The following is a 13828-nucleotide window of genomic DNA, read 5'->3' as shown; positions in this document are numbered from 1 at the left end:
GAACAGCCCATGGTCTGCCCCAAGTGTCACGGCCAGATGCAGACGTACAACCGCAACGGCGTCCAGATCGAGCAGTGCGGCACCTGCCGGGGTATTTTCCTGGACTACGGGGAGCTTGAGGCGCTGACCCAGCTCGAAGGCCGGTGGACCCAGCCCGCCCCGCCGCCGCAGTCCTATCCGGCCCCGCCCGCCTACCCGCAGCAGCCCGCCGCCCCGGCATGGGCCGCGGCCCCGTACGGCGGCGGCCACCAGGGCGGTCACCACGGGGGCCACCACGGCGGCGGCCACCGCGGCGGTCACGGCTTCGCGCACATGCTGTTCTCGTCCTGACCGGTGAGACACCGGAGGGCCGGAAGCGAGATCGCTTCCGGCCCTCCGGCCTGTTCGTGCACGCACGCGGACGCGCCGGGCTGCCGACTCGCCGGCCGATCCGGCGTCGGGCGCCTGGCGGTGGGCGAGATCGTCGAACCCAGGGGCGCGGCGACACGCCGGGCTCAGGTCACGACGGCCTTGGCCGCAAGGTCGATGACGACCTTGCCGTGCACGTGCCGGCCGGCCTGGAGCTCGGCCGCGCGGCGGATCTGCCCGACCGGGAAGCTCGCCGCGACAGGCACCCGGAGCCGGCCCGCCGCGACCAGGCGGGCGACCTCTTCCAGGGCGCCGGGAGCCGCGTCGGCGCCGTTGGCCGCCGGTACGCCGTCGACGTGCGCGGCGATGGTGCAGATGCGGCCGTCCGGTACGCCGAGCTCCCTCGCCGCATGCACGGTCTCCGTCCCGTACAGGTCGATGGCGGCGGTGACACCGCCGCCCGCCCGGCCTGAGCCCGGATCGAGCCGGTACCGGCCGTTCGGCGACCGCTGTCGGACACCGGCCCCGGAGCGGCAAGCGCCTGCCGCGGACCGACCCGGCAGGGCACGCCCGAGTGACGCCCCGGCTGAGCGACGGCAGGCCGTTCGGCTCGGTGGACTCCCTCGCGGACGGTGTCCTCGTCGGCCAGTACCAGCTCCACGATCAGCGGGACCCCGCTTCCGCGGGCTCGTGGAGGCTCCCACGACCGCCCAACGCCCAATCCGCAGGTCGGACACCGCCACCAGGCCCCATCCACCTCATTGTGTTAGGCGCTGTCACACCCCGACGCTGCCAACGCCATACGCTCGCAGTGCCTCATCGAGCCGCCGCACCGACCTGGTGCGCTGCTACGGCGAAAGGCTCATGCGTACGTCGCGGATGCTCTGCTCCAACCGGGGTGCGCGGTTGACGGCCGTGATGCGAGCAGCCTCTGTGACGACCTGGCTCGCTTCGTGAATGTCGCCCTGCTGGACACGAGCCTCAGCCAGACGAGTCAGAAGGTGTGTGAAGTCTCGGGCATTCGCCAGGTCCCGGAGGGGCAAGGTTGTTGTTGCCGGGTAGACGGCGTCATCGGGATTGCGCAGGTCCAGGCTGACCTTGCTGCGCGTTCCCCAGTAAAACGACTCGTCGTAGAAATACCACCAGGTTGCCGGCGGTTGACCGTCGGCACGAGACTCCGCGGCTGCCGTTCGCTCAGCTTCCAGGGCCGCCCTCGCCTTGCCTTCGTGTCCGGCTGCCGCAAATGCCTTGGCTGCTACGTCTGCCGAATAGGCCCGCGCCATGTGGCTGCCGGACTGGGTGGCCCATGTCTGGGCGGCGATGGCATGGTCGATTCCCACGCGTGGTTTTTCCTGCCAGGGGGGTTGACGCGATAGCGAGCGCAGAACTCGGCGGCCACCTGCGCCCAGCTCCACCCCTGGGCGCGCAACTGCTGGGCGGCCTGAGTCTGTTCCTGCCGACGGCTACGAGGCTTGAAGCCAACGCTCCTCCCCCGTCTGCTATGCACGCACGGCTCTTGTCTGAACGGTAGCGCCGAACCGCAGGGCGGCAATACAACGGCGAATGTTGGCGGTTGAACCGGGAAGTTCTGCACCGAACCCGCCGCCGTCACAGGGTGTGCCGGTGATCGCAGGCGGCTGACAGCGGGTAGCCCTACCCCTCCGCTCGCAGGGAAGCTCCTATGCAACGGCCATCGAGCCCTCGTGTTGCCACCCTTCGCCACTCCGACCGCCGACCCGTCGGCGGCCTCCGCCTGACCGACCGCGTGCCGTTCATCGCCTCCTGGCCGGCGGAGACGACCACTCAGCCCGAAGTCACCATGCGCCGGGGCCGGTTGGCCTATGTCAACGAGCGCCCGTGGGACCGCGACAGCACTGGCACCCTCTGGCGGCGGATGCCCGGCATCCCCGGCAGGGGCGGGCCCCAGTACGGCACGGTGAACTTCCTCCGCCAGCGCCAAGCCATGGAAGGCCTGCTGTGCCAGGTCTGCGGTCGGCCCGCCAGGAAGGACGCCACCGCCGACGGTCTGCTGTGGCTGCTGAGCGAGGACCCGGAGGACCGCAGCACCTGGCCGGCCGACATGGTGACCGGCCACCCCCCCCGGTCTGCCTGCCGTGCGCCTGGCTGTCGGTCCGGGCCTGCCCGCACCTGCGTGGGAGGTACGCCGCCGTGCGGGTCCGCCGCTTCCGCCTGAGCGGGGTGGACGGAGTGCTGTACCGCCCGAGCTACCCGGCCCCCGTACCGGTAGACGCCGGCAGCCTCGACTTCGGCGACGACCGCATGCCGTGGGTCCAGGCCGCCCAGCTCATGATGCGCCTGGACGAGTTCACTCAGGTGGACCTGGAAGCCGAGTACCGGGCCCACAATCCGGAGCACTGACCGTGGAACTCGACAGCCAGATCACCGAGGTTCGCGACAGCTTCCAGCGCTTCGTCACCAGAAATACCGCCGCTCCGGACATCGACGGCCAGGGGGTGTACGCGGTGGGGATGGTGGAGCGGAAACAACCGTAACCGCGCCAGCAGCGCCCAACGCCCGCCCCGCCCGGCTCGTCCGGGCAGGGCGGGCGCTGTCAGAAAACGGCCTGGAGCCACCTTAGGAGGCGGCCCCAGGAGCGTACCGGATAGCGATGGCCGGACTGTTGTGGACGATACTGGGATTGAACCAGTGACCTCTTCCGTGTCAGGGAAGCGCTCTCCCGCTGAGCTAATCGTCCTGGTATCGCCGATGAGACTGCATACCACCGGCGGTGCGTGCGCGATACTGGGATTGAACCAGTGACCTCTTCCGTGTCAGGGAAGCGCTCTCCCGCTGAGCTAATCGCGCGGGGTCCTCGTCGGACGGTCCTGCGGCGGACCCGGTCGGGGTCCAGTGGACGATACTGGGATTGAACCAGTGACCTCTTCCGTGTCAGGGAAGCGCTCTCCCGCTGAGCTAATCGTCCTTGGAGGTGGAGACGGGATTTGAACCCGTGTAGACGGCTTTGCAGGCCGTTGCCTCGCCTCTCGGCCACTCCACCAACACAGCGGGAGCTCGGGAAGATCCCCCACATCGAGCGGACGACGAGATTCGAACTCGCGACCCTCACCTTGGCAAGGTGATGCTCTACCAACTGAGCCACGTCCGCAGGTACTGCCACCCGGAACGAATCCCGGGCCTCCACCGCGCCGGGAGGTTCGCACTCCCCGACGACGAGGTGAACTCTAGCGGATCCCCGGGCCAGCTCAAAAACCGGTTTCCGCAGCGTGCCGGGCCGATGACAAGCGGTTGACGCCCGCACGCCGCCGGGACCGCGCCGGGACCGCCGCAAGCCCCCGCCCGCCGGCCCCGCCTACACTCGGGTCCCACCCCCTCCAGCCCCCGGGAACGCACCGTGAGCGATCTCGCCCCCATGGCCCGCTTCGGCCGCCGCGTCGCCTCCGACCTGCGGGATGTCACCACCGACCTCGGCGCGCTCGACTCGGCCGGCTTCTGGGCGGTCGCCGTGGACTTCGAGGGCCGCACGGTCTGCGCCCGCTTCGGCGACGTCCGCGACGGCCCCGCGCCCGACCCCGGCGGCTGGCGCGGCCCGGCCGCCGAAAGCTGGACCTCCTCGATGGACCGCGACACCTACCAGGCGGGGGTCCGGGCGATCCGCGACCGCATCGCGACCGGCGAGGTCTACCAGGTCAACCTTTGCCGGGTGCTCACCGCCCCGCTCGGCGCCGGCCGGGCCCCGCACGCGCACGACATCGACGCCCTGGGCGCGGTCCTGGCCCGCGGCAACCCCGCCCCGTACGCCGGCACGGTCCGGCTGCCCGCGCACGGCGTGGAGATCGCCACCGCCTCACCCGAACTCTTCCTGCGCCGTACCGGGGCCGGTGTGGAGTCGGGCCCCATCAAGGGCACCGCCCGCACCGCGGCCGGCTTCCTCCCCAAGGACCGGGCCGAGAACGTGATGATCGTCGACCTGGTGCGCAACGACCTCGGCCGGGTCTGCGCCACCGGCACCGTCACCGTCCCGGCGCTGTGCGCCGTCGAACCGCACCCGGGCCTGGTCCACCTGGTCTCCACCGTCCGCGGCGAGCTGCGCCCGGACGCGGGCTGGCCGGAGCTCTTCGCCGCCGCCTTCCCGCCCGGTTCGGTCACCGGCGCGCCCAAATCCAGCGCCCTGCGCGCCATCGCCGAACTGGAGACCGCGCCCCGCGGACCGTACTGCGGCGCGGTCGGCTGGGTGGACGCCGACCGGAAGACCGCCGAACTCGCCGTCGGCATCCGGACGTTCTGGATCGACCGGACCGTCCCCGGCGCCCCCGTACTGCGCTTCGGCACCGGCGCCGGCATCACCTGGGGATCCGACCCGGCCGGCGAGTGGGCGGAGACGGAACTCAAGGCCGCGCGGCTGCTGGCGGTAGCGTCGGGAGAGCCGCCGGGCGATCGGGAAGCGGGCGGCGCAGGGACCGGCGGCCGCACGGCGGCCGGACACCGGACGATGGGAAGGATGCAGTCGTGAGGATCTGGGTCGACGGCGGGCTGCGGGACGCCGCGGACGCCACCGTGTCGGTGTTCGACCACGGACTGACCGTCGGGGACGGCGTCTTCGAAACCGTCAAGGCGGTACGGGGCCGGCCCTTCGCGCTCACCCGCCACCTGAACCGGCTGGCCGGATCCGCCCGCGGCCTCGGCCTGCCCGAGCCCGACCTGGACGCGGTGGCCGGCGCCTGCGAGGCGGTGCTCTCCGCCAACCCGATGCCGCTCGGCCGGCTGCGGATCACCTACACCGGCGGCCCGTCCCCGCTCGGCTCCGACCGCGGCGGCGCCGGCGCCACCCTCGTCGTCGCCCTCGGCCCGGCCGACCCCCGCCCCGACACCACCACCGTCGTCACCGTGCCCTGGGCCCGCAACGAGAAGGGAGCGCTGACCGGCCTGAAGACCACCTCCTACGGGGAGAACGTGGTCGCGCTCGCCCGCGCCCATGAACGCGGCGCCTCCGAGGCGCTGTTCGGCAACACCCGGGGACGGCTCTGCGAAGGCACCGGCTCCAACGTCTTCGTCGTCCTCGGCGGACGGCTGCTGACCCCGCCGCTCGACTCCGGCTGCCTGGCCGGCATCACCCGCGCTCTGGTCGTCGACTGGTCCGGGGCCCAGGAGGCCGATCTGCCGCTGGAGGCGCTGTCCGAGGCGGAGGAGGTCTTCCTGACCTCCAGCCTGCGCGACGTCCAGGCCGTGCGCCGGGTGGACGACCGCGACCTGCCGGGCGCCCCCGGCCCGGTCACCGCCAAGGCGATGCGGATCTTCGCCGAGCGGTCCGCCGCCCACCCCAACCCGTGAGCGGACCTGCGGGAGGACCCGTGCGCGGACCTGTGAGCAGACCTGTGAGCGCGACCGACCCGGGAGCGCCGGCGTGACCACGACCCTGAGACCCACCGGCCCCGAACGGCGGGAAGCCGACGGCACACGGGCCCGTACGTACGCGGTGTGCGTCAACAGCCGCGTCGTCGGCGGCATAGCGCTGAGCACCGACCGGCGCTTCGGCCCCTCGGTCGGCCGGATCGACGCGCTGAGCGTCGACGAGGCCGACCGGCGGCGCGGCCGGGGCACGGTGGCCGCGCTGGCCGCCGAGGAGGTGCTGCGCTACTGGGGCTGCGCCCGGGTGGAGACCTCGGTACCGGCTGACGCGGAGCACGCGCTGCGGATCACCGCGGCGCTCGGCTACACCGAGCGCAACCGGAGCATGGCCAAGTCCCTCGGAGTGCCCGGAGTGCCCGGAGCGCCCGGAGCGCCCGGAGCGCCAGGGGGGCCCGGCTCGGGTGGCCCCGGCGGTCCCTTTGGCGGCGGCGGTGGATCCGCTGGTTACGGCGGTGGTGGTGGTTACGGCGCCGATGGGCCCGGCGGCGCTGGCGGTCCCGCCGGCGGCAGCGGCGGTTCCGGTGGCGGCGGCCGGCACCCGCTGCCGGCCGGCAGCGGCCTGCGCCCGATGACCGCCGACGAGTACCGGCAGTGGCGTGCGGACGAGCGGGCCGGCTACGTCGCGGAACTGGTGGAGCGCGGGGTGCCGCGCGACCAGGCCGAGGCGCACGAGGCCGCCGTCTCCGCCGCCGCGCTTCCCGACGGGCAGGCCACCGAGGGGACTGCCCTGCTCTGCCTGGACCACGGCGGCGTCACCGTCGGACACCTGTGGCTCGGCCTCACCGACCCCGTCTTCGTGTTCTCCGTCGAGATCGGCGCCGCCCACCGCGGCCGGGGCCACGGCCGGGCCCTGATGCTCGCCGCCGAGAACACCGCCAGGGACGCGGGCGCGACCGCCGTCGCCCTCAGCGTCTTCGCCGACAACACTCCGGCGCTGCGGCTCTACGCGTCCCTCGGCTACCGCGTCACGGAACGGCACTTCGCGAAGTCGCTGAGCTGAGCCTGCTCGGGCCGGGGCCCGGCGGCACCGGGCTGAGCCGGGAGGGGGCGGTCGCCGGTCGTCGCTCGCCGGTCCGCGCCGGGGCCCGGCCGGGCGGGACGCCGAGGCGGCGGCGGGCGCTCCGACGTGGCCGACGGGGTGGCCGACGGTGACCGGCCCGCAGGCCGAGCGCCACGCCGGGGGAGGCTCAGACCCGCGCGGCCAGCAGCCGGTCGGTGATCTCGGCGATCCGCTCGCGCAGCCCCCGCTGGTCCTTGGAACCGTCGAGAAGTTCGCCGCCGATGAGGTACGTCGGGGTGCCCGTGACGCCGATCGCCTTGCCCTCGGCCTGGTCGGAGTCGACCACCAGCAGATGCCGGCCGTCGATCAGCGCGGTGTCGACCTCCTCGGCGTCCAGGCCGAGTTCCCGTGCCACGTCCACCAGCAGCGGCTCGCCCAGCCGGTCCAGTTCCTCGACCCTGGCCAGCACCGCCGCCGCGTACGGCAGGCCGCGTCCCTGCGCGTACGCCTCCTCGTACGCCTGCGCCGCCGCCAGCGCGTGCCGGTGCCTTTCCAGCGGGAAGTGCCGCAGCTGTACGTCGAGCGCGTCGCCGTAGCGGGCGCGCAGCGCGTCGAGGTCGTTGAAGGCGGTGCGGCAGTCCGGGCACTGCAACGCGCACCAGACGTCGAGGACGACGGGAGAGGCGGGGTCGGTCATACGGACAGTCTCCCACTCGGGAAGGAGCCGCCCCCCGAGAAGACCCTGAACCCGGCCGCCGCCCATGGCTCGGGGGAGGCGGCGGAGGCAGGATGGGGGGAGCAGTTGCCGCGGGGCCCTTGGCCGGACCTCACGGGCCGACCCGAGTGCCCAGGAGCCGCACGATGCTGACCACGACCCTATGCGTCGCGCTGACCGCGGCGGGCCTGGCCCTCGCGGTCCTCACCGCCTACCGCCGCCGCTATCTGCGGGCCACCCGGATCGCCGCGCTCTCGCTGCTGCCCGCCGGCCTGGCGCTGGCCGGCCTGGTCACCCTCGGCCGCAGGATCGGCACCGCCGTCGGCGACTGGGCCGTCGACCTGGTCTTCAAGCCGACCGTGTGGCTCGGCTTCGGCGTGATCGCCTGCTCGGTGCTGCTCTACGGGATCACCCGGCTGTTCTCCGGCCGCGCGCCGTCCGCTGAGCGGACGGCCGGCGGCCGGGCGCCCGCCGCGGTCCCCGGGGCATCCGGCCCGGCCCTGCCGGCCGGCCGTGCCGCCGCGGGCCCGCGGCGGGGAGCCTCCGACAGCGGTCTGTCGGACTTCGCGGACGTGGAGGAGATCCTCAAGCGGCGCGGTATCTGAGCGGGTCGGCGGGCAGACCGGGGTCCGGGCCGGACCGGGCGCCGGCACCGGCCGGAACCACCGGTTCCACAAACCGGATGGTTCGATTCCGGCGTTCCGGCGAGGTGATATCCGACGCACGCTATCTGAGACGAGCTGTCTCGGCTGTTGGATTCCGGCATCCGAGACGCAGCTAAACAGCCTTGTAAACTCTGCGTGTTGGGGCCTGCGAGGGTTGCGCGCTGCGGCGATCATCGGCCTGTGCTGACCTACCCCGGGGATCATCTCGCCCCGTCGAGGCCGGAGGGTGCCGAGCCCTCGGCGCCCCACCCGCCAGCCCTCCGCATCCCCGCCCCCGCCGCCGCCCCGGCGGTGGAGTCACGGGTGTCCCCGCTGCTGCGTCCGGCCCCGGCCCCGACGGTCGAGGCCGTACCGGTGGCCGTGCCCGTACGGCAGGCGGCGCCGAAGCGGCGGGCGAAGCCGGAACCGGTGTTCGTCGAGCCCAAGGGGTGCCTCTACGCGCTGTCGCAGCCGCCGCTGATGCTGTTCCTGTGCGTGGTGGGCGGGCTGATCGGCGGGGGAGCGGTCTGGGACATGCTGTTCCTGTGACCGCTGCGGCCGTGGCCGTGGCGGCGGCAGCCGGGGCGGGGGCCGGCCGGGTCCGGTGCCGCGGTCGGGGCCCGGACAGCCCCTCGCGCCACCGGGAGCGCGGGCGCGAGGGCCGGGGTCGAGTCCGGGGCCCGGGTCCAAGGCCCGGGGCCGGAGGCCGGGGCCGACCGTCAGGCGTCGGCGTTGGCCTCGCGCCTGCGGGCCCGGTACGCGGCCACGTGCAGCCGGTTCCCGCACGTACGGCTGTCGCAGTAGCGGCGCGAGCGGTTGCGGGACAGGTCCACGAAGGCCCGGCGGCAGTCGGGTGCCTCGCAGCGCCGCAGCCGGTCCCGTTCCCCCGCGACGATCAGGAACGCCAGCGCCATGCCGCAGTCGGCCGCCAGGTGGTCGGCCAGTGACGCGCCGGGTGCGAAGTAGTGCACGTGCCAGTCGTACTCGTCGTGGTCGGTGAGCCGCGGGGTGGTGCCCGCCGCGGCGATCATCGCGTTGAGCCGGTGGGACGCCTCGGCGTCGTCCGTCGCGGCGAAGACCTCGGTGAACCGGGTCCGTACCGTCTGAACGGTGACGATGTCCCGTTGGTCGAGCCGGCCCACCTCGCTGATGCGGTTGCGCTCCACGAACCCGCGCAGCGCGGCGACGTCGCCGAGGCCCTCCCGGCCCTCGATCTGCGGCTGGGTGTTGATCAGGTCGACCACGCTGTCGAGCGCGCACCTGGTGTCATGGTTGATCAGCACGGAATCGCTCCCTGCCGGCGGGGCCGCGGGCTGCGGTTCCGGTGACTCTAGCGCGGGAGAGCCGTCACCGTGGGGTGTGGTCCCCACGGCGACGGCTCTCACGCATGCGGTGGCCGGCTGCCGGGCCGGTCGGACGCGGCAGCCGGCGATCCGGGCTGTCCCCCCGAGTAGGACGGCCGCGGACGGCGGGATACGGGCTCAGCTCTCCGCGAGGATGTGCGAGAGCTCCGTATCGAGATCGAAGTGACGGTGCTCGGTGCCCGGCGGAACGGCGGCGTCCGTCCGCTTCAGGAAGGACTCAAGGGCCCGCGCCGGGGCTTCGAGCAGGGCTTCGCCCTCCGGGGAGCTGAGGGCGATGCACACGACGCCCTGGCCGTGGCTGCGGGACGGCCAGACTCGGACGTCCCCGGTGCCGGTGGGGCGGTGCAGCCCCTCGGCGAGCAGATCGCGGGCGAACACCCATTCGACCGTCTCTTCGGCACCGGTGTGGAAGGTGGCGTGCACGGCATACGGATCGGCCGTGTCGTAGCGCAAGCCCGCGGGTACAGGCAGTGAGGATTCGCTCGACACGACGAGGCGCAGGTGCAGCTCGCAGCTGACCGTGGTGTTCATAAGCGCCATGGCCTTTCGCTCAGTGTGCGCTCGGGGATTCGCACGTCGGCGAAATCGACATGCCACCTGCGGGTCCGTTGTAAACCCCTCTGAGCGGTTTGTGAGGCTTCTGGTACCTCGTCCGGCCCAGTGTTCGGACCTGCGGAACCACCATTCCGGTGACGCCCGCCCATGTCACAGGTTTAAGGATTCGATCGCGGAGAGTGATCCTCGGGGGTGGCTGTGGCTGTGGCTGTGGCTGTGGCTGTGGCTGTGGCCGTGGCCGTGGCCGTGACCGGTGGTCCGTAACCCGCGGCCGGTGGTTCGCGCGCTGCCCGCGACGGCCGGCTGTCCGCTTCCGCGCGCCTGCGGCGGCCCGACTGTTCCGCGTCGGCCTGCCCCCTCAGGACGCCGGTTCTCCGCGTCGGCGCGCCCCCGCTCACGCCGGGGTGGTCACGGCGGCCCGCCCGAGTGCGGTAATGTTGTCGGCACGTCGGGGCGATTAGCTCAGCGGGAGAGCACTTCGTTCACACCGAAGGGGTCACTGGTTCGATCCCAGTATCGCCCACCACAGTTAGACAATTAGAACCCGGCACCTTCCAGGGGCCGCCCACCAGGGCGGCCCCTGTTGGTTGCAGGCCAGCGTCCGTCCCCGGCCGGGGCGGGCGCTGTTTGCGTGTGGGGCCAAGCGCGGCGGCCCGGAGGTTGGCCGGGGCGGCTGGGCCGTGAGTAGGGCCTTGCTGGGCCGCCTGGGCCGTGTGCAGGCTGTCGAATGGCTCCTTGAACTGGTGGTTGATCCGCAGTTCGCCGTCCGCGTCTTCATCGACGTACAGCGCCTCGAAAAGAGCCTGGTTCAGCCGGCGGCGCTGTTGGCCGTCGCAGTGCTCGTTTCGTGCGCCCTGCCTCTTTTCGAGCCCTGCCGCACACCTGGCACCGCAGGTGGTTCATGGCGGGACGCTGCCGCAGAAGATGCACGGCGCCGAGATCGGGCCTGCCTTTGCCGGGGCCGAGCGCCGTCCGACGCCAAAGCACTCCTTCGGTGTCGCGGTCGTACACGTCCTCGCCCACGTAGCCGATGCCTGAGCCCGGATCCACCGGCTTGATGCTGGTGGATGGTTCACCCAGAAACGAAGAAGTGCCTTGCGACCTGCGATGATGGGGTTTGTCTAGGACCACATCAGGCACGATCGACAAGGCACTTCCGAGATGCAGTCTTCCCATGCCGCGGCGGCAGTCTCATCCGCGTTCGATGATCCGAACCTGATCGCGTACGGCGGGCTGGAGCCGGTGGTGCGGCTGGCCGAGCGGTGCGGTCTGCCCAAGCTGGCCGGCGAGCACGTCCGGCTGCCCGATTCGAAGGACGGCACCGGCGCCTTCCCAGCGGCGAAACTGATGTCGCTGGTGGGCGGCATGGCCGCGGGCGCCGAGCTGAGGGTGGGGCCGCGGGGCGGCTGACGGATGATGTGTCGGTCGGGCTGCTGGCGACGGTGTTCCCGGAGGAGGCGGTGCAGGCCGCGGTGGACGAGGCCGGGGCGCGGGAGGAGCGGACGCGCTCCTTGCCGTCGAAGCTGATGATGTACCTCGCGATGGCGTTGTGGCTGGAGCCGGGCAAGGGGTATGTGCGCACGCTGCGGGGCCTGCTGGAGGGGTTGCGGTGGTCGCGGGGCGGCTGGGACGGCTACCGGGTGCCCACGGACGGGGCGATCTCCCTGGCCCGCTACCGGCTGGGCGAGGCGCCGCTGCGCAACCTGTTCGACGAGGTTGCCGCCCCGGTGGCCGATGAGCGGACCCCGGACGCGTTCTGGCGGGGACTGCGGCTGATGGCGGTGGACGGGACGGTCTTCGACCTGCCCTCGGGCGAGCCTAATGAGGCTGCCTTCGGTGTGCCGGCCGGTGGCAGCCGCCCGCAGGCCCGCCTGGTTGCTTTGGCCGAGTGCGGCACCCTGGCCCTGGCCGGGGCGGCCTTCGACTCCATCGAGGTCGGTGAACGGACCCTGTTCGAGCGCCTGCTGGACCGGCTGACCCCGGGCATGCTGCTGCTGGCCGACCGGGGCTTTCCCTCCTACGGCCTGTACACGGCTGCCGCCGCGACCGGGGCAGAACTGCTGTGGCGCGTCTCGGCTTCCTTCGCCCTGCCCGTGAAGAAACGCCTGCCCGATGGCACCTGCCTGTCCGAGCTGCGCGGCACCAGGCGACCGGAGCGTGCGACCGTGCGGGTCATTGAGTACAGCGTGGCCGACGACGACGGGCTCAGCGAGGTGTTCTGCCTGATCACCACCCTGCTGGACCCCGATGCGGCCCCTGCGCTGGAACTGGCCCGCAACTACGCGGGGCGCTGGTCGGTGGAAGTCCTGTTCAAGCTGGTCAAGGTCGACCTCCGGACCAGCGGCGGCGTCCTGCGGTCAGGTAAACCCGAAGGCGTACGTCAGGAGTTGTGGGCCCTGCTCTGCGTCTACCAGGCCCTGCGCACGCTGATCACGAAGGCAGCCGTGATCGCGGGCGTCGACCCGGCCCGCATCAGCTTCCCGCCCGTCCTGGACGCCGTGAAAAGCTCCGTGCGGACGGCCTTTTCCCCCTGAACTCCTCGCCAAGGCCCTGCACTTCTTCATAACCGACCTCCCCGACACGCTCATCCGCGACCGCCCCACACGCACCGCACCCCGAACCACGAAACGCCCCCACCTCAGCTACCAGACCCGCAGTTCAACAGACCCCGGCACCCGCCGCGTCACTCGCACCATCGTGCTCCACCAGCTGACACCCGACACGGCTTAACTCATGGCCATTGGACTAGCCCGGTGGTGAAGAAGAATCCCGCCGTTTTCGCTCCAGCACCACCACCGGACAGTTCAGCACCTCGGCGATCTTCGCGAGGTTGGCCGGGGTGGCGTTTCGCCACCCCGACTCAATTTCCCCCATGAGCTGTTCGGAAATGCCCACGGCGTTGGCAAGCGCCCGTTTGGTGAGCCCCGCCTTCTGTCGTGCCCAGGTGACGGCTTCGGGCTCGTGGTAGAGGGTGCTCGGGCGGGTGCGCTTGCGGCCGGTCATCCGGCCAGCCCCACATGCGAGTCATCGTAGGGAACGCTCGTGGTAGCGGGCGTGGCCAGCTCAGCCCAGACGACTTTGCCACCTTTGGGCAAGCGGTACACGCCCCACCGACTGGTCAGCATTTGGACGAGCAGTAGTCCCCGGCCGTGTTCGGCGTTGCTGTCCGGTGTACCGAGATGTGGCAGCCGGGGGCTGGGGTCGCGGACCGACAGGCGTACGGCATCCGGCTGCACGATGACCTGTGTGCTCAGGCCCGACTCACCGAACGGGTCACCCAAGAGCATGTCGGGGCCGGCATCCGTGGCTGCTCGCAGCGCATTGGTGACCAGCCCGGAGACGACGAGGGTGGCGGCGTCGCTGAGCGCGTCGAGTTGCCAGTGGCGCAAGACCAGGGCGACGAAGTCGCGGGCGTCGCGAGCAGCGCTCGGTACGACCGCCAGAGTGAGACGACTGGCGGGGGTCAGCACGAGGCCACCCCTTGCTCGGGCGGATTCGCAAGAGTCGCGGCGATGCGCTGCTCCAGTTCCTCCGACCGTCGCCCCTCCTGCCTTTGCCAGACCAGTTGGTCGAACCCGAGGCGCGTCAGGACGCTGGTGCCGCGCTTGGGGTCAACCAGACCAAGGACGTAGCGCCGGTACGGCGCGGTGTCCGGGCCGCTGTAGTCCAGACTCAAGGTGCCCTGCATGACGCCGTCCGTGATGGCGAGCACCACGTGTAAGTCGCTGTTGTCGTTCCGAACTTGAGGGCGGCGTTTTCACTGGTCAGGCATGGGTTCGGTGAGTTCGTGGGAGTTGTGGCCTGTCGGGTTGTT

18 protein-coding genes, 6 tRNA genes and 1 pseudogene are annotated in these 13828 nt (G+C 72.0%); 12 read left to right on the top strand and 13 right to left on the bottom strand.

Features of this window, described 5'->3' with window-relative positions; translation table 11 throughout:
• Positions 1-9 precede the first annotated feature (9 nt).
• Entirely contained in the window at positions 10-330 is a 321-nt protein-coding gene (locus RLT57_RS03640) for a zf-TFIIB domain-containing protein (protein WP_311295915.1), read from the top strand.
• A 164-nt stretch (positions 331-494) separates the two neighbouring features.
• On the opposite strand, the pseudogene RLT57_RS03635 reads toward RLT57_RS03640, so the two are convergent.
• Positions 495-812, bottom strand: a pseudogene (locus RLT57_RS03635) (zinc-binding dehydrogenase); the annotation flags it as partial.
• Positions 813-1196: 384 nt separating this feature from the next.
• Positions 1197-1688, bottom strand: a complete 492-nt coding sequence (locus RLT57_RS03630; RefSeq protein WP_311295914.1) for a hypothetical protein — start codon at positions 1686-1688, stop codon at positions 1197-1199.
• Between the two features lie 341 nt (positions 1689-2029).
• Between RLT57_RS03630 and RLT57_RS03625 the strand changes: the two genes are divergently transcribed.
• Genes RLT57_RS03625 through RLT57_RS03615 form a run of 3 tightly spaced genes read left to right on the top strand, consistent with a single transcriptional unit; the run spans position 2030 to position 2861 of the window.
• Positions 2030-2542 carry a hypothetical protein gene (locus tag RLT57_RS03625; protein WP_311295913.1) on the top strand — a complete coding sequence of 171 codons (513 nt, stop codon included), beginning with the start codon at positions 2030-2032 and terminating at the stop codon, positions 2540-2542.
• A complete protein-coding gene (locus RLT57_RS03620; protein WP_311295912.1) occupies positions 2518-2727 on the top strand; it encodes a hypothetical protein in 210 nt (69 codons plus the stop codon). The genes RLT57_RS03625 and RLT57_RS03620 overlap by 25 nt, the downstream gene beginning before the upstream one ends.
• A gap of 2 nt (positions 2728-2729) precedes the next feature.
• Complete coding sequence (locus RLT57_RS03615; RefSeq protein ID WP_311295911.1) at positions 2730-2861, top strand: hypothetical protein; 132 nt, start codon at positions 2730-2732, stop codon at positions 2859-2861.
• Positions 2862-2992: 131 nt separating this feature from the next.
• Here RLT57_RS03615 and RLT57_RS03610 read toward each other — a convergent pair.
• The 5 genes from RLT57_RS03610 to RLT57_RS03590 form a co-directional block, all read right to left on the bottom strand.
• A tRNA-Val gene (locus tag RLT57_RS03610) sits at positions 2993-3064 on the bottom strand.
• A 38-nt stretch (positions 3065-3102) separates the two neighbouring features.
• Positions 3103-3174: transfer RNA gene (locus RLT57_RS03605), tRNA-Val, on the bottom strand.
• 46 nt (positions 3175-3220) lie between these two features.
• Positions 3221-3292 (bottom strand) — tRNA-Val (locus RLT57_RS03600).
• A 1-nt stretch (position 3293) separates the two neighbouring features.
• A tRNA-Cys gene (locus RLT57_RS03595) sits at positions 3294-3367 on the bottom strand.
• 35 nt (positions 3368-3402) lie between these two features.
• A tRNA-Gly gene (locus RLT57_RS03590) sits at positions 3403-3475 on the bottom strand.
• A 246-nt stretch (positions 3476-3721) separates the two neighbouring features.
• On the opposite strand from RLT57_RS03590, the gene RLT57_RS03585 reads away from it, so the two are divergent.
• From RLT57_RS03585 to RLT57_RS03575, 3 genes are all read left to right on the top strand, one after another.
• On the top strand, positions 3722-4840 hold the full coding sequence (locus RLT57_RS03585; RefSeq protein WP_311295910.1) for a chorismate-binding protein: 1119 nt from the start codon (positions 3722-3724) through the stop codon (positions 4838-4840).
• Complete coding sequence (locus RLT57_RS03580) at positions 4837-5658, top strand: aminotransferase class IV (RefSeq protein ID WP_311295909.1); 822 nt, start codon at positions 4837-4839, stop codon at positions 5656-5658. Before RLT57_RS03585 ends, RLT57_RS03580 begins: the two co-directional genes overlap by 4 nt.
• 73 nt (positions 5659-5731) lie before the next feature.
• Entirely contained in the window at positions 5732-6736 is a 1005-nt protein-coding gene (locus RLT57_RS03575; protein ID WP_311295908.1) for a GNAT family N-acetyltransferase, read from the top strand.
• Positions 6737-6923: 187 nt separating this feature from the next.
• Here RLT57_RS03575 and RLT57_RS03570 read toward each other — a convergent pair whose 3' ends face one another.
• The gene (locus tag RLT57_RS03570; RefSeq protein ID WP_311295907.1) at positions 6924-7433 is read right to left on the bottom strand and encodes a DsbA family protein; all 510 of its coding nucleotides are present in this window, start codon (positions 7431-7433) and stop codon (positions 6924-6926) included.
• Positions 7434-7597: 164 nt separating this feature from the next.
• Here RLT57_RS03570 and RLT57_RS03565 point away from each other — a divergent pair, with 164 nt between their 5' ends.
• Together RLT57_RS03565 and RLT57_RS03560 are read left to right on the top strand one after the other, a co-directional pair.
• On the top strand, positions 7598-8056 hold the full coding sequence (locus RLT57_RS03565; RefSeq protein ID WP_311295906.1) for a hypothetical protein: 459 nt from the start codon (positions 7598-7600) through the stop codon (positions 8054-8056).
• A 240-nt stretch (positions 8057-8296) separates the two neighbouring features.
• Positions 8297-8644, top strand: a complete 348-nt coding sequence (locus RLT57_RS03560) for a hypothetical protein (protein ID WP_311295905.1) — start codon at positions 8297-8299, stop codon at positions 8642-8644.
• Positions 8645-8814: 170 nt separating this feature from the next.
• Here RLT57_RS03560 and RLT57_RS03555 read toward each other — a convergent pair whose 3' ends face one another.
• Complete coding sequence (locus RLT57_RS03555; protein WP_311295904.1) at positions 8815-9378, bottom strand: CGNR zinc finger domain-containing protein; 564 nt, start codon at positions 9376-9378, stop codon at positions 8815-8817.
• A gap of 198 nt (positions 9379-9576) precedes the next feature.
• The gene (locus RLT57_RS03550) at positions 9577-9990 is read right to left on the bottom strand and encodes an SsgA family sporulation/cell division regulator (protein ID WP_003959770.1); all 414 of its coding nucleotides are present in this window, start codon (positions 9988-9990) and stop codon (positions 9577-9579) included.
• 475 nt (positions 9991-10465) lie between these two features.
• On the opposite strand from RLT57_RS03550, the gene RLT57_RS03545 reads away from it, so the two are divergent.
• The 3 genes from RLT57_RS03545 to RLT57_RS03535 all read left to right on the top strand — a co-directional run bounded on the left by RLT57_RS03545 (position 10466) and on the right by RLT57_RS03535 (position 12548).
• Positions 10466-10540: transfer RNA gene (locus RLT57_RS03545), tRNA-Val, on the top strand.
• Positions 10541-11175: 635 nt separating this feature from the next.
• A complete protein-coding gene (locus tag RLT57_RS03540) occupies positions 11176-11424 on the top strand; it encodes a hypothetical protein (protein ID WP_311295902.1) in 249 nt (82 codons plus the stop codon).
• A gap of 8 nt (positions 11425-11432) precedes the next feature.
• The gene (locus RLT57_RS03535; protein WP_311295901.1) at positions 11433-12548 is read left to right on the top strand and encodes an IS4 family transposase; all 1116 of its coding nucleotides are present in this window, start codon (positions 11433-11435) and stop codon (positions 12546-12548) included.
• A gap of 211 nt (positions 12549-12759) precedes the next feature.
• Here the strand turns inward: RLT57_RS03535 and RLT57_RS03530 are convergent, their stop codons facing one another.
• Genes RLT57_RS03530 through RLT57_RS03520 form a run of 3 tightly spaced genes read right to left on the bottom strand, consistent with a single transcriptional unit; the run spans position 12760 to position 13729 of the window.
• Positions 12760-13017, bottom strand: a complete 258-nt coding sequence (locus RLT57_RS03530) for a helix-turn-helix domain-containing protein (RefSeq protein WP_311295900.1) — start codon at positions 13015-13017, stop codon at positions 12760-12762.
• Positions 13014-13484, bottom strand: a complete 471-nt coding sequence (locus RLT57_RS03525; RefSeq protein WP_311295899.1) for an ATP-binding protein — start codon at positions 13482-13484, stop codon at positions 13014-13016. Before RLT57_RS03525 ends, RLT57_RS03530 begins: the two co-directional genes overlap by 4 nt.
• Positions 13478-13729 (bottom strand): hypothetical protein, encoded by a 252-nt coding sequence (locus RLT57_RS03520; RefSeq protein WP_311295898.1) that lies wholly within the window; start codon positions 13727-13729, stop codon positions 13478-13480. Before RLT57_RS03520 ends, RLT57_RS03525 begins: the two co-directional genes overlap by 7 nt.
• Between the last annotated feature and the right edge of the window lie 99 nt (positions 13730-13828).

The sequence above is a fragment of the Streptomyces sp. ITFR-21 genome (assembly GCF_031844685.1).
Taxonomy (GTDB): domain Bacteria; phylum Actinomycetota; class Actinomycetes; order Streptomycetales; family Streptomycetaceae; genus Actinacidiphila.
The sequence above is the reverse complement of the archived record's forward strand: the minus strand, read 5'-3'. Positions and strand labels throughout refer to the sequence as shown.